Here is a 17,605-nt window from a genome sequence, read left to right on the forward strand (position 1 = left end):
GCAGCCATTCAATGAGCACTATTCTTCAAAACGTTCCGGTCGGCCAAAAGGTCGGCATTGCATTTTCGGGTGGGCTTGACACCAGCGCCGCGCTGTTGTGGATGCGCGAAAAGGGTGCTGTTCCATTTGCCTATACCGCTAACCTGGGTCAGCCCGATGAGCCCGATTATGACGTTATCCCGCGTCGTGCAACCGAATACGGTGCAGAAAAAGCTCGCCTGATCGACTGCCGCCCGCAGCTGGTTGCCGAGGGTATCGCCGCGCTTCAGTCGGGCGCATTCCATGTGACAACCGCCGGCGTCACCTATTTCAACACAACACCCATCGGACGTGCGGTCACCGGTACCATGCTGGTTGCGGCCATGCGCGAAGACGGTGTCAATATCTGGGGTGATGGCAGTACGTACAAAGGGAACGACATCGAGCGTTTTTATCGCTACGGTCTGTTGACCAACCCCGAGCTCAAGATTTACAAGCCCTGGCTTGACCAGACGTTCATTGACGAGCTGGGTGGCCGGGCCGAAATGTCCGAGTACATGCGTCAGCATGGTTTTGATTACAAGATGTCGGCTGAAAAGGCCTATTCAACCGACTCGAACATGCTGGGTGCCACCCATGAAGCCAAAGATCTTGAATTCCTGAACTCGGGCATCAAGATTGTTCAGCCCATCATGGGCGTGGCGTTCTGGCGTGATGATGTGCAGGTCAAAACCGAAGAAGTCACGGTGCGCTTTGAAGAAGGTCAGCCAGTCGCCCTGAACGGAAAAACGTTCAGCAGCGCTGTCGATCTCATGATGGAAGCCAATATTATCGGCGGCCGCCATGGTCTGGGCATGAGCGACCAGATCGAGAATCGCATCATCGAAGCCAAAAGCCGTGGCATTTACGAAGCCCCCGGCATGGCGTTGCTGTTCATCGCCTACGAGCGTCTGGTTACCGGTATTCATAACGAAGACACCATCGAGCAATATCGTGAAAACGGTCGCAAGCTGGGCCGGTTGCTGTACCAGGGCCGCTGGTTCGATCCGCAGGCCATCATGTTGCGTGAAGCCGCGCAGCGCTGGGTCGCGGCAGCCATTACAGGTGAGGTCACCCTCGAACTGCGTCGTGGTAACGATTACTCTATCTTGAATACCGTATCGTCCAATCTCACGTACCACCCCGAGCGCCTGACGATGGAAAAAGGCGAATCCGTGTTTTCACCGCGCGACCGTATCGGCCAATTGACCATGCGTAACCTTGATATTGTCGATACCCGCGACAAGTTGCGTACGTATTCGCAAGTCGGGTTGCTGTCGTCGTCGAAAGACAATGGCGTGCCTTTGCTGCAAGACGTTTCGAAAAAGAAGATAAATAAGGCGCAGTGTCATTTTGACGGCGCATTAAAAGCAAAAAGCCGCATCTTTAACGGGATGCGGCTTTTTGCAATTTTGCCGTGTTGTACAGGCTTCTGGTGTCGCCGGGCCCAGGCCAGGTTTTCAGGTTGCTGGCCGTTTTCCGGATCATGGGCGTCAAGTGCCTGCCTCGATTAACGTCAAGGCGTCAGTTCTGGTTCTTGATTTGCCCGTGCACCAGGAACTCCATCAGTGCCTTCTGGACGTGCATCCGGTTTTCGGCTTCATCCCAGACGACGCTTTGTGGGCCGTCAATGACGTCGGCTGTGACTTCTTCGCCACGGTGGGCGGGCAGGCAATGCATGAAAATGGCGTTTGGTTCAGCCACGGCCATCATGCGGCTATCGACGCACCAGTCGGCAAATGCCTTGCGACGCGCCTCGTTTTCTTCTTCGTAACCCATACTGGTCCAGACGTCTGTGGTGACCAGGTGCGCGCCACGGCAGGCTTCAAGCGGGCTGTCGAAAATGCGCAGGGTACTTGCGGCCGGGTTGCCGATACGGGCGGGGTCAAGCTCGTAGCCCTTGGGGGTGGAGACGTGCAGGGTGAAGCCCATCAGTTCAGCGGCCTGTAGCCAGGTATATGACATATTGTTGGCATCACCGATCCAGGCCACTGTTTTGCCCTGGATGGGCCCCAGGTGCTCTGTAAATGTCAGGATGTCGGCCAGGATCTGGCAAGGGTGGAATTCGTTGGTCAGCCCGTTAATGACAGGGACCCGTGAGTGTTCGGCAAAACGTTCGATACGGGTTTGTTCGAAGGTGCGGATCATGACCAGGTCGACCATGCGCGACACCACGCGCGCGGTGTCTTCAATGGGTTCAGAGCGCCCCAATTGCGAATCACCGGTTGTGAGGTGGATAACCGACCCGCCCAGTTGGTACATGCCGGCTTCGAACGAAACCCGGGTGCGGGTGCTGGCCTTCTCGAATACCATGGCCAGCGTGCGGTCATGCAGCGTGTGATGTGGCAGGTAGCGTTTGAACTTGTCTTTGATCAGGCGGGCGCGATCAAGCACGTACTGGATTTCCTGGGGGTAAGGTCGGTGAACTGCAGGAAGTGACGCAGTGGCGCCGCTTGCGGGGTTGCATTAGACATCGTTGGCCCTGGTAGTTGTTCAGTCAAGCTGGCTATGATAAACAATTTTCATTGAGTGCCGCCAGAGGGGAACGCGGTACAATAGAAGGCTACATTTACTTCAGTCAGAACCGTGCAGCAGCTTATTATTTTTGGTGTTACTGAAACCGGTCAGCGGTTTCGCCCCAGCGACTGGGCCGAAAGGCTGGCGGGGGTCATGTCACAGTTTCGTCCCCGGGTAGCAAGGGTGGTCCACTCAGCTATTCACCGTATGTCTACCCGACGTATATCGATGGTGTCAGGTGTGTGGTGGTTGATCACAGGTTACGCGATCTTGAACCTTTGGCCTGGGCTTTCGTGGCCGACTTTGCAAAAAGCAACCAGTTAAAAACCCAAGAGCGGCAGGCCCCGCCCGAACGCCCGGACTAACCGGGCTTTTTTATTAGGTGTTTTTGGCAGCAGGGGTTGTATCAGGCAGTGCACAGGCAAAAAAACAGGGCGCACGAAGCGCCCCGATTTTTATTGCGGGCCACGTGGTTTACACGGCCCAGGCAATTTTGCCAATTAAACGACTGCAATCATTAAAGTGCTTTGACAGCAGCAGCAAGACGGCTTTTATGACGGGCAGCCTTGTTCTTGTGAATGATGTTTTTGTCGGCTACGCGATCGATGACGCTGCTGGTTTTACGCAGCACTTCGGTGGCAGCAACTTTGTCGCCGGCTTCAATAGCCTGGCGAACGCGTTTGATGGCCGTGCGCAGCATTGAGCGCAGGCTGGAGTTATGTTTGTTAAGTGCAACCGATTGACGGGCACGTTTGCGAGCTTGTGCGGTGTTAGCCATAGTGGTATTAGTTTTACAGTTAGGCTGCAGGGCGGCTACATGAACGACATGCCAAGCCACCGCAGCTGTTTAATTAGCAAAGACCAAGATTCTATCTTACAAGGCTTTTCTTGTAAAGTGCCGTGGGCGAAATCCGGTAATAAACAGCACACAAAAATAGGTGACGCCTGCTGTGGCCAGTACGCCGCCCAGCCAGAGCACCCGGATGAAGACGTTGTCGAAGGTTATCCAGTTGATCTGCTGGTTGGCGACCAGCAGCACGGCCGCCAAGGCAGCCAGGGCTGGGATGACTTTAATCATGAACATCAGCCAGCCCTTGCGTGGCCGGTAAACGCCGCGGCGGCAAAGCAATACCAGCAGCAGCACAGCGTTTACGGTTGCCCCCAGGCCAATCGACAGCGCCAGCCCGGCATGGGCGAACAGTGGCACGAACACCAGGTTGAGCAGTTGCGTCAGTATCAGTACGGCAATCGCGATCTTGACCGGGGTCTTGATGTCTTGCTTGGCATAAAAACCCGGTGCCAGGATCTTGATGGCCAGCAGGCCAATCAGCCCGGCCGAATACGCCATGACGGCCAGGCGCGTTTGCTCGACGTCAGCCGCGTTGAAAGCCCCATAATGAAACAGCGTGGCAACCAGTCCTTCGGACAGCAGCACCATGCCCATGGCCGCTGGCAGGCCCAGTAGCATGACCAGCCGCAGGCCCCAGTCCAGCAGGTTGCTGTAGTCATCGGTTTTTTGGCGGCATGCGCCGCCGACAGGCTGGGCAGCAAGACTGTTCCCAGCGCAATGCCCAGCAACGCCGTCGGAAATTCCATCAGACGATCGGCGAACGACAGCCAGGTGACACTGCCCGCTGTCAGCCAGGTGGCGATGTTGGTATTGATAAGCAGGGAAATCTGGGCAACCGATACGCCCAGAATGGCCGGCAGCATCTGTCGCATGACGCGTTGAACGGTCGGGTCTTGTGCGGCCGTCTTGATGCCCCATGACAGCCTGGGTGTCAGCCCCAGTCGTGCCAATGCAACCCATTGCACCGTTAGCTGGGCAACGCCACCGACCATCACGCCAACGGAAAGGGCGTAAATCGGGGTTTCAAACCATGGTGTCAGAAAAATACACGCCACGATCATGGCGATGTTCAGCAAGACCGGCGTGAAGGCCGGTACAGCGAAGCGTCGCCAGGTGTTCAGCACGCCAGAGGCAAACGCCACCAGTGACATGCAAATGATGTAGGGGAACATCAGTCGTGTCATCCAGACGGCGGCTTCAAATTCAGTCTGGCGACTGGCGGCCCGCAAACCGCTCGCCATGGCGCTGACGACCCAAGGCGTGGCCAGCATGCCGATCAGCGTGACGGCCATCAGGGCAACCGTCAGCAGTACGGCGACGCGATCCAGCAAGAGGCGTACGGATTCCGGCGTGCCCTGGTTCTTGGCTTCCCCAAGTATCGGGACAAACGCCTGCGAAAACGCGCCTTCGGCAAACAGGCGTCGCAACAGGTTGGGGATGCGAAAGGCAACCCAGAAGGCGTCAGTCAAGGGCCCTGCACCAAACGAACTGGCAATAAAAATATCGCGAATCAGGCCAGTGATTCGCGATAGCAGGGTAAAGCTGCTGACTGTTGCGGCGGACCGTAACAAGCCCATGGCTGGTCAGCGTCTTATTTTGGAGCCATACGGATAGCGCCATCCAGACGGATGGTTTCCCCGTTCAGCATTTCGTTGGTGATGATGCTCTGTACCAGTTTGGCATAGTCTTCAGGACGACCCAGCCGCGACGGGAACGGAATGCTGGCGGCCAGAGAGTCTTGCACTTCCTGGGGCATACCGTACACCATGGGTGTACCGAAAATGCCGGGGGCAATGGTCATGCAACGGATGCCCAGTTTGGACAGATCGCGCGCTACGGGTAGTGTCATGCCGACCACACCGGCTTTTGAGGCGGCGTAGGCGGCCTGGCCGATCTGGCCATCGTAGGCGGCAACCGAGGCCGTATTGATCAGGATGCCACGCTCGCCGGTGGCTTCCGGGGTGTTTTCCGACATGGCGGCGGCGGCCAGGCGCGACATGTTGAAGCTGCCCACCAGGTTGACCATAATGACTTTCTGGAAGAGGTCAAGGGCGTGCGGGCCGTTTTTACCTACAATGCGCGAGGCTGGCGCAATACCGGCACAGTTGACCAAGCCAAACAGCGGGCCCAGTTTACGTGCAGCGTCAACAACAGCCTGGCCATCGGCCTCTTGGGTTACGTCGCAATGAACGTAGGTTTGCCCCAGTTCCTTGGCCAGTGCCTGACCGGGTTCATCCTGAACGTCGGCCAGAACAACGTTGGCACCTTCGGCAACGAGCATGCGTACGGTACCGGCACCCAGGCCCGAGGCCCCGCCGGTCACGATGAATACTTTATCTTTGATTTGCATGATATTCGTGAATTAACTTTCAAGCGCTTGTGTAATACGGCGGCGGATATCTTCGACGCTGCCAACCCCTTCAACCTGGCGGAATTTGGGTGCTTTGGCATCGCCGGTGGCGGCCCAGCTTTGGTAGTAGTCAACCAAGGGGCGTGTCTGGCTTTGGTACACCGACAAGCGATGACGTACGGTTTCTTCACGGTCATCGTCGCGTTGCACCAGGGGCTCACCGGTAACGTCGTCGGTATCGGGTGTTTTGGGCGGGTTGAAGGTCACGTGGTAGGTGCGGCCGCTGGCCGTATGCACACGTCGACCGCTCATGCGCTCGATGATGTTTTCGTCGGCGACAACCATCTCGATGACGTAATCAAGATCGACACCGGCGTCTTTCAGGGCATCTGCCTGGGGAATCGTGCGCGGGAAGCCGTCAAACAGGTAACCATTCTGGCAATCGGCTTCTTTCAGGCGATCACGAACCAGGCCAATGATAATGTCATCCGAAACCAGACCGCCGGTATCCATGATCTTCTTGGCCTCAATGCCCAGCGGGGTTTGAGCCTTGACGGCCGCGCGCAGCATGTCGCCCGTTGAAATTTGGGGAATACCAAATTGTTGGGTGATGAATGTGGCTTGCGTGCCTTTGCCAGCACCGGGGGACCGAGCAGAATCAGTCGCATGAAATTACCTCCAGTAGTACTTTTGAACGTTCTTTTTAATGCGGCAGCGCAACAATTATCGCGCCGGACGAATAAATTTGTAGATGGTTTATAACCGATTTGCGAAGATATCGCGTACACGGGCCAGGTCGGCAGGGGTGTCAACCCCGGCTGCAGGCGGTGTGTCGGTAACCATTACTGCTATGGAATAGCCATTTTCCAGGGCCCTGAGCTGCTCAAGGGACTCAAACTGCTCGAGTGGGCCCACAGCCAGACGAGGAAACTTTTTCAGGAAACCCACTTTATACGCGTAAAGACCGATATGGTGCAATGCGGGAATTCCGGCGGCCAGACGCTGCTGCCCATCGGCAAGGGCGTCGCGGGCCCAAGGGATGGGAGCGCGTGAAAAATACAGCGCCAGCCCGTCATGGTTGCAGACGACTTTGACTGCGTTAGGGTTAAAGAGCGTGGCCGCCTCAGTGATGGGGGCGGCGCATGTGGCAATGGCCGCAACGGGATGCCGGGCCAGCGTTGTTGCCACGGCATCAATCAGGGCCGGGTCGATCAGTGGTTCATCACCCTGCACATTGACGACGATGTCCTCATCGGGCAAACCCAGGAAATCAACGACCTCTGAAAGCCGGTCGGTACCGGTCGCATGATCGGTGCGCGTCATGATGGCCTCGAGCCCGTGCACCTTGACGGTTTGGCAGATCGTGTCGTCATCGGTGGCGACAACAACTTGCCGGGCGGTTGAACGACGGGCTTGCTCGGCGGTGCGAACGACCATGGGTTTGCCGCCGATATCGAGCAGCGGTTTGCCCGGCAAGCGCGTGGATGCGGCACGGGCCGGAATGACCGCGACAAAACTCATGATGCGCTGGCCGCGTTGGCACCGCCCGCTTCAGTTTGAAGGGCGCGCGCTTCATGTTCGAGCATGACGGGTACGCCGTCACGGATGGGAAATGCCAGTTTGTCTGCCTTGCAGATCAGTTCATGGTTCTGGGCATCGTGTTGAAGTGGGCCCTTGCAGACGGGGCAGACCAGAATTTGTAAGAGGTTTGAGTCCATGGCAAGGTCCGTACAGGTTCAGAATGAGAGTGATGATGATTGTTCAGGAACGAAGTGATTTTAGCTGTTGGTGGATACGCTGTATCCAGGTCTCGTCAGAAAACCGTGGTGCGACCTGGACCGACCACAGGCGCTCATCGCCCAGACGACGACATTTCACGGCATCTTTATCGGTAACCAGGATCAGTGACGCGGTCATGCGCTTGAAGGGCGGGTCGCTGAAGTCATCGTGATCAGGCAAGCCGATGCACTGTCCGAGGTTGAGGCCCAGCCGACGCAGCATGCCGAAAAAGCGTTCAGGTTGACCAATGGCCGCAACGGCGGCCAGGGCCTGGTGCCATGCGTTTGGCGCCACTGAGGCCAGGCAACCACAGTGCCGGTCAGCAGGTGGGTGCAACTGACCGGATGCAGTTGCATCTGCAAGGCAGGTACATGCGGGGGCAGCCCGGGCAGCGGTTTGTGGCGATGCGGGTTGGTGACCGCCTCCTGGTCATTGCTTGCACTGACGTTGTTGATGATCAGGTCGACCTGGCCGAGACGGCATCGGGGTTCGCGCAGCGGACCGGCCGGCAGCAAACGGCCGTTGCCAAGCCCACGCCCATCTTGCACCACAATCTCCATATCCCGGGCCAGGGCCAGGTGCTGCAGTCCATCGTCCGAGATGACTACGTTGACATCCGGCCGGTGCTGATGCAGTGTTGAAAGTGCCAGGGTGCGTTTGGGATGTACGGCCACCGGTGCCCCGGTTGCTGCTGCAATCAGGCTGGGTTCGTCACCGAACAAGGCGGGGTCAAGCGGGCTGACGGCGCAACGCGCCTGATCTTTTGGCATGCGGGCGCCATATCCGCGGCTGATGACGCCGGGTGTCCATCCCAGTTTTTGCAGGCCTTGCACAAGCGCGATTACCACCGGCGTTTTCCCGGTTCCGCCCACCATCAGGTTGCCCACCACAATGACCGGTACCGGGGCGACACGTTCAGGGGGCTGACGTTGCCAGCGGCGTTGCTTGGTTTTTATGGCCAGTCCGACCAGCCAGGACAGGGGTAACAGCAGTGTGCTGACCAGCCCGGGAGTTTGCCAGAGGGCGTGGATGCGTTGGGTTAAGCGTTGCCTGAATGTCAAGGTGAGGCCTTATGGGGCTTGGATGGCGAAGCTGACGTGCGAAATGCCGGCCTGACGTGCGGCCTCCATGGCCGTGATGACTGCCTGGTGGGGTGCCTGGGCATCCGCGTTGATCAACAAGACGGGGTCATCCTGACCCTGGCTGGCATGTTCAAGCGCAATGGCGAGGTCTGCAGCCAAACTGCCGTCCAGCAGATGGCTGTCGAGGGCATACTGACCCTCCTGACTGATGGCCAGCCGCAAGGGCTCGCCGGCCAGTGCCTGGGCACTGGCCTTGGGCAATGACACGTTGATCTGTTGATAGCGATGGAACGACGTGGTGGCCGCCAGGAAAATCAGGATGACCAGCAAAATGTCGATGAGCGGGATAAGGTTGATTTCCGGCTCGTCGGAGGACATGGAGCGACGAAAATTCATGCAGAACGGCCTGGGTGCTGTTGCAGCAGTCGGTCAAGTGTACTGGCCTGGTGCTCGATGTGATGCAGGAAATGTTCGACACGGGCTTTGAAATAGCGATGGAAGATCAGGGCGGGTACCGCGATCAGAATGCCGAAACCCGTGTTGTACAACGCAACCGAGATGCCGCGTGCCAGCTGGGCAGGGTCACCACCGGCCGGGGTATACGATGCAAAAATTTCGATCATGCCGACCACTGTGCCGAACAGCCCCAGTAATGGCGAGATAACGGCAATGGTGGCGAGCGTGGGTACGTAGCGGTTAAGCCGCCACGCGACGTCTTTTCCCACGTCTTCAATGGCGGCAACCCGATAGGCCATGTCGTGCTCGCGCACCGCAATGACTTCGGCCAGAACGCGACCCGCTGGCGAGCTGCCGGCCAGTTTTTCAAGCGCAGAGGGCAGCGGGGCGGTGTTTTGGACAAGGCTCATGGCGTGCTCCAGCGAGCCAGATGGCGTCACATACCGTGTGCGCAGGGCCAGAAAGCGTTCAATGATCAGAGCCAACCCAATGACGGAAGTGGCAATCAGCAGCCAGATGGGCCAACCGGCATCATGAATGATTTGCAGCAAAACGTTGTCTCCGGGAGCAGGATGTCTGGTCTGGCCCGCCAGGGCGACCAGCCGTCGGTTTCAGTGGGGTGGGTCGATTGTCCGTCTGGTGCCCATTTTACGCGGCGACGGTGTCGGTGCAAGCGGGCAAGGCCTGTGTCTGTCAGCGTAGGCGAACGGACGTTCCGTGTACGTATTGCAATACTGCGGTTATGCACGCAAGACCGGCGTAAAGGTGGCGCAGGCTGGACTGTTTTATCCGTCATATGGCGTAAATAAAGGCTTTCCACAGAGTATCCACAGAATCTGTGGATAATTGTGTGTACAACTGTACGCAAGTCATTGTTTGACGGGGTTTTGAGGTTCCGTGGACAATTTGAGCTCATTTTTGAACTTTTTATTAAACTAATATAAATCAATGGTTTATATTGTTTATGTAAGGTTTTTATTGAGGTATGCAGCTAATTGGCTTGATCTGACGTCGATTTGACAAAGCGAAAAAAATGTGGACAGCTTTCCTGTGAATTTGCCTGAAAATGACCTTAAAGCCCTTTTTTGCTGGGTTTTCAACAGTCTGCGGCAGGGGGCTGTCGATTGTTTGAACAAGGGGTATACTGGCGCCCCTTCAGGCTTGTCGCGGGTGCGACTGGCCCTGTTTCGCCGGACATTTTTCACATCGTCAACCGTCGTTATGAACCCTGAATTCTTTGCCGCGCCGTCTGCAGAATCTTCTGACGTTGTGTTGTCCGTTGCCCAGCTCAATCGCCAGGTGGGTAACCTGCTCGAGGGCAACTTTTCACGCATCTGGGTGAGGGGGAAATCTCGAACTTTACCCAGGCGGCGTCCGGGCATTGGTATTTCACCATCAAGGACGAGCGTGCCTCGGTACGGGCCGTCATGTTTCGCGGGCGTGCCCAGACCCTGTCATTCACGCCGCGCGCAGGCGAGCGTTTCGAGTTTCGAGCAACTGTCACGCTTTACGAGCCGCGCGGTGATTATCAGCTTCAGGTTGAAACCTTGCGCCGGGCAGGGCAAGGTGACTTGCACGAGGCTTTTTGCGACTGAAGGAAAAGCTGGCCGCCGAGGGGCTGTTTGACCCGGCGCGCAAGCGGCCGATCGCAACGATGCCCCACGCTGTCGGCGTGGTGACGTCATTGGCAGCGGCGGCGCTGCGTGATGTGCTGACGTCAATGGCGCGGCGTGCGCCGCATGTCAGGGTTATCGTTTATCCCGCACCTGTTCAAGGTGAGGGCGCTGCGGCCAAGCTGGTACAGTCCCTGCAAACGGCTATCGACCGTAACGAGGTGGCTACGCTGCTGCTGGTTCGTGGCGGCGGCAGTCTCGAAGATTTGTGGAGCTTCAACGACGAAGCCCTGGCCCGCGCGGTAGCGGCCAGTCCGATTCCTGTGATCAGTGGTGTCGGTCATGAAACCGACTTCACGATTTGCGATTTTGTGGCCGACCTGCGTGCACCGACGCCAACGGCAGCGGCTGAGTTGTCATGCACGGCACGTCAACGCGGTCTTGATCAGGTCGGCGAATTGCTGATCCACCTTGAACGTCAGCAACGTCGCGTGCTCGAACGTGCCGCGCTGCGCCTGGATCGCGCCATGGCGCTGCTGGTGTCACCGCAGCAGCGTTTGCAGCGCCAGCGACTCCAGGTCGATGACCTGCAGCGCCGGCTGCATCAGGCGACCCGGCGCCGGCAGTCGCTTGAATCGACACGACTGGCGATGCTGATTACCCGGTTAACGGCTGCGTTGCCTTCGGTGAGCCGCGTCCGGCGTGATCTTGATCGGGCACAGCAGCGCCTGGTTGCCGTCGGTGCGCGTCAGTTGCGTGCCCCGCGCGCCCGGCTGGATGCGGCCGTGCTGACACTGCAGGCGCTGAATCCCCGGAAAATTCTCGGCCGCGGCTATGCACTGGTCCGGAATCCCCATGGGGAACTGGTGAAAAATGCGTTAGACTTATCGGTTGGAGACCGGCTCACCCTTGAACTGGGTCAGGGTAGTGCCGATGTCGAAGTTTTTAAAACAAGTCGCCTGTTGTAAGTGCCCGCGACAGGGCGTGCGGCGGGTGGCCTGCATTCGTGTCAACCCATGTTGCCCCTCGGCCTGTCAGGTTGTCGGGTTTTTTAATAAGGATATCGATCATGGCTTTTACGCTTCCTGAACTGCCCTACGCAATGGATGCCCTGGCACCCACCATCTCCAAAGAAACGCTCGAATTCCACTACGGCAAGCACCACCAGGCTTACGTCACCAACCTTAACAATCTTATTGCCGGCACCGAGTTCGAATCGGCTTCGCTTGAAGACATCGTGAAGAAATCTTCGGGTGGTGTATTCAACAACGCAGCCCAGGTCTGGAACCACACGTTCTACTGGAACAGCATGTCGCCTAATGGTGGCGGTGAACCCACCGGCAAGCTGGCCGATGCTATCACGGCCAAGTGGGGCAGCGTTGCCGCATTCAAAGAAGCGTTCAACAAGTCGGCGGCCGGCAACTTCGGTTCGGGCTGGACATGGCTGGTCAAGAAAGCTGACGGTTCCCTCGATATCGTCAACACCAGCAACGCGGCAACACCCTCACAACATCCGATGTCGCGCTGCTGACCTGTGACGTCTGGGAACACGCTTACTACATCGACTACCGCAACGCCCGTCCCAAGTATCTGGAAAGCTTCTGGAACCTGGTGAACTGGGATTTTGCGGCAGCAAACCTGGGTTAATTCCCCAAGGCGTTTCATCTCTTGTTTTGTTTCTTATCCCTGTCACACCCGGTGTGGCAGGGGTTTGTCTTTAAAAACCTTCAGGTTTCATTATGACAACTCACGCTTTCATCTGCGATGCAATTCGCACTCCGTTTGGCCGTTATGGCGGCGCGCTGTCTTCCGTTCGTACCGACGATCTGGCGGCTATTCCTCTCAAGGCGCTCATGGAGCGCAACCCCAATGTCGATTGGTCGCGTGTAGATGACGTCGTGTTCGGTTGCGCCAACCAGGCGGGTGAAGACAACCGTAACGTGGCCCGCATGGCTTCGTTGCTGGCCGGCTTGCCTGAAACCGTTCCCGGTTCAACCATCAACCGTCTGTGTGGTTCGAGTCTTGACTCGCTGGGTACGGTAGCCCGTGCTATCCGTTCGGGCGATGTTGGCCTGATGATCGCCGGTGGTGTCGAAAGCATGAGCCGGGCCCCGTTTGTCATGGGTAAAGCTGAATCTGCGTTCTCGCGCAGCGCCGCCATTTACGACACCACGATTGGCTGGCGCTTCGTCAACAAACTGATGAAAGCACAATACGGTGTCGATTCCATGCCCGAAACGGCTGAAAACGTGGCTGACCAGTTCAAGGTCTCGCGCGAAGACCAAGATTTGTTTGCTCTGGCCAGCCAGACCAAATGCGCTGATGCCCAGCAAAAAGGCATTTTCAAGGAAGAAATCACACCGGTTTCCATTGCCCAGCGCAAGGGTGACCCGATTATTGTCGATACCGACGAACACCCCCGTGCCACCACATTGGAAGCCTTGGCCAAGCTCAAGCCTGTCGTGCGCCCTGACGGTACCGTTACGGCAGGTAATGCGTCTGGTGTGAACGATGGGGCATGTGCCCTTATCGTAGCCTCGGAAGAAGCCGCCCGTGCCAACGGTCTGACACCACGTGCCCGTATCGTGGCCATGGCGGCTGCCGGCGTTGAGCCTCGCATCATGGGTATCGGGCCAGCACCTGCGTCAGAAAAAGTCTTGAAAATGGCTGGTCTGACGATTGACCAGATCGATGTCATCGAACTGAATGAAGCCTTTGCGGCCCAGGGTCTTGCCACATTGCGTTTGCTGAATGTTGCCGACAATGACCCACGCGTCAACCCATACGGTGGCGCCATTGCTCTGGGTCACCCCTGGGTGCCAGTGGTGCGCGTCTGGCCACTACGGCCATGTATCACCTGCATCGCACCGGTGGCCGCTACGCACTGTGCACAATGTGTATCGGCGTTGGTCAGGGTATTGCGGTTATTATCGAGCGCGTCTGATTGTCTGGCTGTAGTCCAGACCTGGCGTCATTAACGTAGTACAGATGCGCCTCTTGGCGCATCACATATCGGGGCAGGCCTGTTTTTGGGCTTGCCCCGTTTTTTCAAGAACCGAATTGAGCCCCGATCAGTTGGCCGGCAGCCCGTTGACGGAAGCCCCGGCCTGTATGTTGTAGTGGCGGAACCAGCCTTGTTCCATTTCAAGCGCATAGACAATGTCGCCGGGTGGGCAGTGGGCCGCTTCGTCATGAGGCGTCATGTCGGCAATACGCGTAATCGTGCCGCCGGCATCGATAAAGGCAATTGACAGGGGCAATGGCGTATTTTTCATCCAGAAGCACTGGAAAACCGGTGTCTGGAACACGAACAGCATGCCATGGTTTTGCGGCAGGCTGGTGCGGTGCATCAACCCTTGCTGATGGGCGGCGCTGGTCGTGGCCAGTTCGGCCTGAATCGTGATGTTGTTTATTGTGAGTTCGATGGAAGGCAGCAGGCTTTGTGCCTGGCCTGTCGCGTGGCCGGCAAGCATCAGCACCATGCCGTAAAACAATGATCGAAAGACAGTCATAGCGTTGCGCAAAGAAAAGGTTTGACCATGAGGCGAGTGTGCGTAGTTTAAGGCGAAGACGGTGCAGGCCGTTCAAAACATAAAAAAGGCGGGGCATTGCACCCCGCCAGTTCGACTTTTATTGAGTATTATTATTCTTCTGGTTTGACGAGTTGTTGGTCAAGAGGCAGTAATGTTCAGGGCTTGTTTGCCCTTGGGGCCCTGGGCGATTTCAAACGCCACTTTCTGACCTTCTTTCAAGGTTTTGAAGCCATTCATCTGGATCGACGAAAAATGCGCGAACAGGTCTTCTCCCCCGTTGTCGGGGGTGATGAAGCCAAAGCCCTTCGCGTCGTTGAACCACTTGACGGTTCCAGTCAGCTTCTGGGTGTCCCCGGCTGAGGTGGTGCTAGATTCGGACATACGTACTGCCTCTCTCGACTATAGTGTTAGGTAAAAACCAGGGCCGCCGGCGTTGCGGTAGCCTGCCGGTTCCGGAAAGTGCCTGGTCCCCCGACCCTTTTCCGGAACAGAACGATAATGCTCAATGTTGCTCGCTGTAGTCAACTATGGAAATTACTTAGATTTGAAATGAATCATGGCCATTAATACCGATATTCAGCGCGATACCGTGCTCGATCGACAAAAAGAACAGGTCAAGCCGCCGCCCATGTATCAGGTCGTTTTATTGAACGATGACTACACCCCGATGGAGTTCGTGGTTGGCGTATTGCAGCGGGTGTTCGGAAAAAGCGAGGAAGAAGCGTCTCGCATCATGCTGAAAGTGCATCATGAGGGGCGTGGCGTCTGTGGTATTTATACCCGTGACATTGCGGCGACCCGTGTCGAAATGGTCCGCCAGATGGCCCGGGCACGTCAGCATCCGTTACAGTGCATCATGGAACCAGCGCCAGACGCGGGTTAGTTTGCAGTATCGTGTGAAAACTTTTTTGATGTAATCGGGTCACACCCAATGTACTCACTGCATAATGGGTGATACCTTAGGACAAATGGACTCATATCAGTCCTGAATATGTTGTTTGTCCGCTTCGGTAACGGGAGGAAGCGTGATCTCTGAAGAACTTGAAGTCAGCCTGCATTTGGCCTTTGTCGAGGCTCGCACGGCGCGACACGAATTTATAACTGTCGAGCATCTGTTGTTGTCGTTGCTCGATAACGCTGCTGCGGCAGAGGTCTTGCGTGCCTGCTCGGCCGACATCGAAGCCTTGCGCACCGAATTGCGCAAATTCATTGCCGACAATACGCCGGTACATCCAGGCGAGGCCGAAGTCGATACCCAGCCTACATTGGGTTTTCAGCGCGTCATTCAGCGCGCCATCATGCATGTGTCGTCCAGCAGCTCCGGTAAAAATACGGTAACCGGCGCCAATGTGCTGGTGGCCATGTATGGCGAAAAAGACTCGCATGCAGTGTACTTTTTGCTGCAGCAGGGCGTCACGCGCCTTGATGTGGTCAATTATTTGTCGCATGGCATCACCAAGACACCCGAACCGCCGCGCGCAGAACCACCCAAGGCTGCGGCAGCCCAGCCTTCATCCGGTACTCCAGAGCCAGACGCGCGGTCCGATCAGCAGAAGTCACCGCTTGAGCTTTACGCCCTTGATCTCAATGCAGAAGCACGTCTGGGCCGCATTGATCCGCTCATCGGCCGCGAGGCTGAAGTCGAGCGGGTAATTCAGGTGTTGTGCCGTCGTCGCAAAAACAATCCGTTGCTGGTTGGCGAGGCCGGTGTGGGTAAAACGGCCATTGCCGAAGGTCTGGCATGGCGCATTACCCAAAATGATGTCCCCGAGATTCTGGCCAGTGCCAATGTGTATGCGCTCGACATGGGGGCGTTGCTGGCCGGTACAAAATACCGCGGTGACTTCGAACAGCGTCTCAAGGCCGTATTGAAAGCGTTGCAAGACAATACCAATGCAGTGTTGTTCATTGACGAAATTCATACGCTCATCGGTGCCGGCTCGGCGTCGGGGGCACACTTGATGCCTCCAACCTGCTTAAACCGGCGTTGTCATCGGGCAAGCTCAAGTGCATGGGCGCGACAACCTACAATGAGTTCCGTGGCATTTTCGAAAAAGACCACGCGCTGGCACGCCGCTTCCAGAAAATCGATGTAGCCGAACCCACGGTCGGTCAGACCATCGAGATTCTGCGCGGTCTGAAGTCGCATTTCGAAGCGCACCACGGGGTCAAATTCACTTCTGCCGCCATTACGGCTGCCGCCGAACTGTCGGCACGGCACATCAACGATCGTTTCCTGCCTGACAAGGCCATTGACGTCATCGACGAGGCGGGGGCTGCCCAGCGTCTGCTGCCGAAATCAAAACAAAAGAAAACGATCGGTAAGGCTGAAATTGAAGCCACCGTGGCCAAGATTGCACGCATTCCGCCACAAAACGTTTCGTCCGATGACCGCAACAAGCTGGCGACGCTGGAACGCGATCTCAAAACAGTCGTGTTCGGTCAAGATGCAGCCATCGAAGCTTTGGCCGCAGCCATCAAGATGGCTCGTTCCGGTCTCGGGCGCCCTGACAAACCTATTGGTTCTTTCTTGTTTTCGGGGCCAACCGGTGTCGGCAAAACCGAAGTGGCCCGTCAGCTCGCGTTTACGCTGGGTGTCGAGCTGTTGCGTTTCGATATGTCCGAATACATGGAACGTCATGCGGTTTCGCGTCTTATCGGTGCGCCTCCGGGCTATGTCGGTTTTGATCAGGGCGGCTTGCTAACCGAAGCGGTCACCAAACAGCCGCATTGTGTGCTGTTGCTCGACGAAATCGAAAAGGCGCATCCCGATGTCTACAACATTTTGCTTCAGGTCATGGACCACGGTACGCTTACCGATAACAACGGGCGCAAGGCCGACTTCCGCAACGTCATCATCATCATGACAACCAATGCGGGGGCCGAAGCCTTGAACCGTACGACCATCGGTTTTGCATCGGCACCCAAAACAGGTGACGAAATGGTCGACATCAAGCGTACATTCACGCCAGAATTCCGCAACCGTCTTGACGCCATCATCGGGTTCACACCGCTTACGCGCGACATCATTCTGCGTGTGGTCGACAAATTCCTGATGCAGCTTGAAGACCAGTTGCATGAAAAACGTGTTGAAGTGGTCTTTTCGCAAACCCTGCGTGATTATCTGGCCAAAGAAGGCTTCGATCCGCTCATGGGCGCACGGCCCATGCAACGTCTCATTCAAGACACGATCCGTCGTGCCTTGGCCGATGAGCTGTTGTTCGGGCGACTGACCGACGGTGGCAATGTCACGGTCGATCTCTCCGACGAGGGCAAGGTGGTGCTGCTGTTCGATAACGAAGCGCCATCGGTCAAGGCCCCCCAAAGTGTCTGAAGCCGAACTCATCGACTAAATGGACAGTTCGCTGGTTGTTTGTCCCCATTGCGCCCGGCTCCACCAGAGAATC

At 56.9% G+C, this 17,605-nt stretch carries 11 protein-coding genes and 9 pseudogenes; 7 read left to right on the top strand and 13 right to left on the bottom strand.

The window, feature by feature from the left end; translation table 11 throughout:
• Positions 1–11 precede the first annotated feature (11 nt).
• A pseudogene (gene argG, locus N7E01_RS16200) lies at positions 12–1,343 on the top strand (argininosuccinate synthase); the annotation flags it as partial.
• Positions 1,344–1,542: 199 nt separating this feature from the next.
• Here argG and argF read toward each other — a convergent pair.
• Positions 1,543–2,492 (bottom strand): annotated as a pseudogene (gene argF, locus N7E01_RS16205) (ornithine carbamoyltransferase).
• A gap of 112 nt (positions 2,493–2,604) precedes the next feature.
• On the opposite strand from argF, the pseudogene N7E01_RS16210 reads away from it, so the two are divergent.
• Positions 2,605–2,900, top strand: a pseudogene (locus tag N7E01_RS16210) (DUF3579 domain-containing protein).
• A gap of 152 nt (positions 2,901–3,052) precedes the next feature.
• Here N7E01_RS16210 and rpsT read toward each other — a convergent pair.
• The 10 genes and pseudogenes from rpsT to N7E01_RS16260 all read right to left on the bottom strand — a co-directional run bounded on the left by rpsT (position 3,053) and on the right by N7E01_RS16260 (position 9,603).
• Positions 3,053–3,313 carry a 30S ribosomal protein S20 gene (gene rpsT / locus N7E01_RS16215; RefSeq protein WP_289173630.1) on the bottom strand — a complete coding sequence of 87 codons (261 nt, stop codon included), beginning with the start codon at positions 3,311–3,313 and terminating at the stop codon, positions 3,053–3,055.
• Between the two features lie 96 nt (positions 3,314–3,409).
• Positions 3,410–4,962, bottom strand: a pseudogene (gene murJ / locus N7E01_RS16220) (murein biosynthesis integral membrane protein MurJ).
• A gap of 14 nt (positions 4,963–4,976) precedes the next feature.
• On the bottom strand, positions 4,977–5,735 hold the full coding sequence (locus N7E01_RS16225) for a 3-hydroxyacyl-CoA dehydrogenase (RefSeq protein ID WP_289173631.1): 759 nt from the start codon (positions 5,733–5,735) through the stop codon (positions 4,977–4,979).
• Between the two features lie 12 nt (positions 5,736–5,747).
• Positions 5,748–6,403 (bottom strand): annotated as a pseudogene (adk, locus tag N7E01_RS16230) (adenylate kinase).
• A gap of 88 nt (positions 6,404–6,491) precedes the next feature.
• A complete protein-coding gene (gene kdsB / locus N7E01_RS16235) occupies positions 6,492–7,256 on the bottom strand; it encodes a 3-deoxy-manno-octulosonate cytidylyltransferase (RefSeq protein ID WP_289173632.1) in 765 nt (254 codons plus the stop codon).
• A complete protein-coding gene (locus tag N7E01_RS16240) occupies positions 7,253–7,453 on the bottom strand; it encodes a Trm112 family protein (RefSeq protein ID WP_289173633.1) in 201 nt (66 codons plus the stop codon). Before N7E01_RS16240 ends, kdsB begins: the two co-directional genes overlap by 4 nt.
• 43 nt (positions 7,454–7,496) lie before the next feature.
• The gene (locus tag N7E01_RS16245; protein WP_289173634.1) at positions 7,497–7,736 is read right to left on the bottom strand and encodes a tetraacyldisaccharide 4'-kinase; all 240 of its coding nucleotides are present in this window, start codon (positions 7,734–7,736) and stop codon (positions 7,497–7,499) included.
• A complete protein-coding gene (gene lpxK / locus N7E01_RS16250; RefSeq protein ID WP_289173635.1) occupies positions 7,649–8,575 on the bottom strand; it encodes a tetraacyldisaccharide 4'-kinase in 927 nt (308 codons plus the stop codon). The genes N7E01_RS16245 and lpxK overlap by 88 nt, the downstream gene beginning before the upstream one ends.
• Positions 8,576–8,584: 9 nt before the next feature.
• Positions 8,585–8,992, bottom strand: a complete 408-nt coding sequence (locus N7E01_RS16255) for an ExbD/TolR family protein (RefSeq protein ID WP_289173636.1) — start codon at positions 8,990–8,992, stop codon at positions 8,585–8,587.
• Positions 8,989–9,603, bottom strand: a complete 615-nt coding sequence (locus N7E01_RS16260) for a MotA/TolQ/ExbB proton channel family protein (RefSeq protein WP_289173637.1) — start codon at positions 9,601–9,603, stop codon at positions 8,989–8,991. Before N7E01_RS16260 ends, N7E01_RS16255 begins: the two co-directional genes overlap by 4 nt.
• Positions 9,604–10,273: 670 nt before the next feature.
• Between N7E01_RS16260 and xseA the strand changes: the two are divergent.
• The 3 pseudogenes from xseA (at position 10,274) to pcaF (ending at position 13,609) form a co-directional block, all read left to right on the top strand.
• Positions 10,274–11,633, top strand: a pseudogene (xseA, locus tag N7E01_RS16265) (exodeoxyribonuclease VII large subunit).
• Between the two features lie 101 nt (positions 11,634–11,734).
• Positions 11,735–12,312 (top strand): annotated as a pseudogene (gene sodB, locus N7E01_RS16270) (superoxide dismutase [Fe]).
• A gap of 92 nt (positions 12,313–12,404) precedes the next feature.
• A pseudogene (gene pcaF, locus N7E01_RS16275) lies at positions 12,405–13,609 on the top strand (3-oxoadipyl-CoA thiolase).
• A 127-nt stretch (positions 13,610–13,736) separates the two neighbouring features.
• Here pcaF and N7E01_RS16280 read toward each other — a convergent pair.
• Positions 13,737–14,177: a DUF192 domain-containing protein gene (locus N7E01_RS16280; RefSeq protein WP_289173638.1), complete on the bottom strand. Its 441-nt coding sequence runs from the start codon at positions 14,175–14,177 to the stop codon at positions 13,737–13,739.
• A gap of 159 nt (positions 14,178–14,336) precedes the next feature.
• Positions 14,337–14,579 carry a cold-shock protein gene (locus N7E01_RS16285; RefSeq protein ID WP_289173639.1) on the bottom strand — a complete coding sequence of 81 codons (243 nt, stop codon included), beginning with the start codon at positions 14,577–14,579 and terminating at the stop codon, positions 14,337–14,339.
• Between the two features lie 175 nt (positions 14,580–14,754).
• Between N7E01_RS16285 and clpS the strand changes: the two genes are divergently transcribed.
• Both clpS and clpA read left to right on the top strand, forming a co-directional pair.
• Entirely contained in the window at positions 14,755–15,081 is a 327-nt protein-coding gene (clpS, locus tag N7E01_RS16290) for an ATP-dependent Clp protease adapter ClpS (RefSeq protein WP_289173640.1), read from the top strand.
• Positions 15,082–15,223: 142 nt separating this feature from the next.
• A pseudogene (clpA, locus tag N7E01_RS16295) lies at positions 15,224–17,551 on the top strand (ATP-dependent Clp protease ATP-binding subunit ClpA).
• The last annotated feature ends 54 nt before the right edge of the window (positions 17,552–17,605 follow it).

This window comes from Neopusillimonas aromaticivorans, assembly GCF_030344915.1.
Classification (GTDB): domain Bacteria; phylum Pseudomonadota; class Gammaproteobacteria; order Burkholderiales; family Burkholderiaceae_B; genus Neopusillimonas; species Neopusillimonas aromaticivorans.

Excerpts from the sequence above, each read along its gene's own strand:
- N7E01_RS16285 (WP_289173639.1), bottom strand. The coding sequence starts at position 14,579 with ATGTCCGAATCTAGCACCACCTCAGCCGGGGACACCCAGAAGCTGACT.
- N7E01_RS16240 (WP_289173633.1), bottom strand. The coding sequence starts at position 7,453 with ATGGACTCAAACCTCTTACAAATTCTGGTCTGCCCCGTCTGCAAGGGC.
- N7E01_RS16225 (WP_289173631.1), bottom strand. The coding sequence starts at position 5,735 with ATGCAAATCAAAGATAAAGTATTCATCGTGACCGGCGGGGCCTCGGGC.
- N7E01_RS16245 (WP_289173634.1), bottom strand. The coding sequence starts at position 7,736 with ATGCTGCGTCGGCTGGGCCTCAACCTCGGACAGTGCATCGGCTTGCCT.
- N7E01_RS16280 (WP_289173638.1), bottom strand. The coding sequence starts at position 14,177 with ATGACTGTCTTTCGATCATTGTTTTACGGCATGGTGCTGATGCTTGCC.
- rpsT (WP_289173630.1), bottom strand. The coding sequence starts at position 3,313 with ATGGCTAACACCGCACAAGCTCGCAAACGTGCCCGTCAATCGGTTGCA.
- kdsB (WP_289173632.1), bottom strand. The coding sequence starts at position 7,256 with ATGAGTTTTGTCGCGGTCATTCCGGCCCGTGCCGCATCCACGCGCTTG.
- N7E01_RS16255 (WP_289173636.1), bottom strand. The coding sequence starts at position 8,992 with ATGAATTTTCGTCGCTCCATGTCCTCCGACGAGCCGGAAATCAACCTT.
- clpS (WP_289173640.1), top strand. The coding sequence starts at position 14,755 with ATGGCCATTAATACCGATATTCAGCGCGATACCGTGCTCGATCGACAA.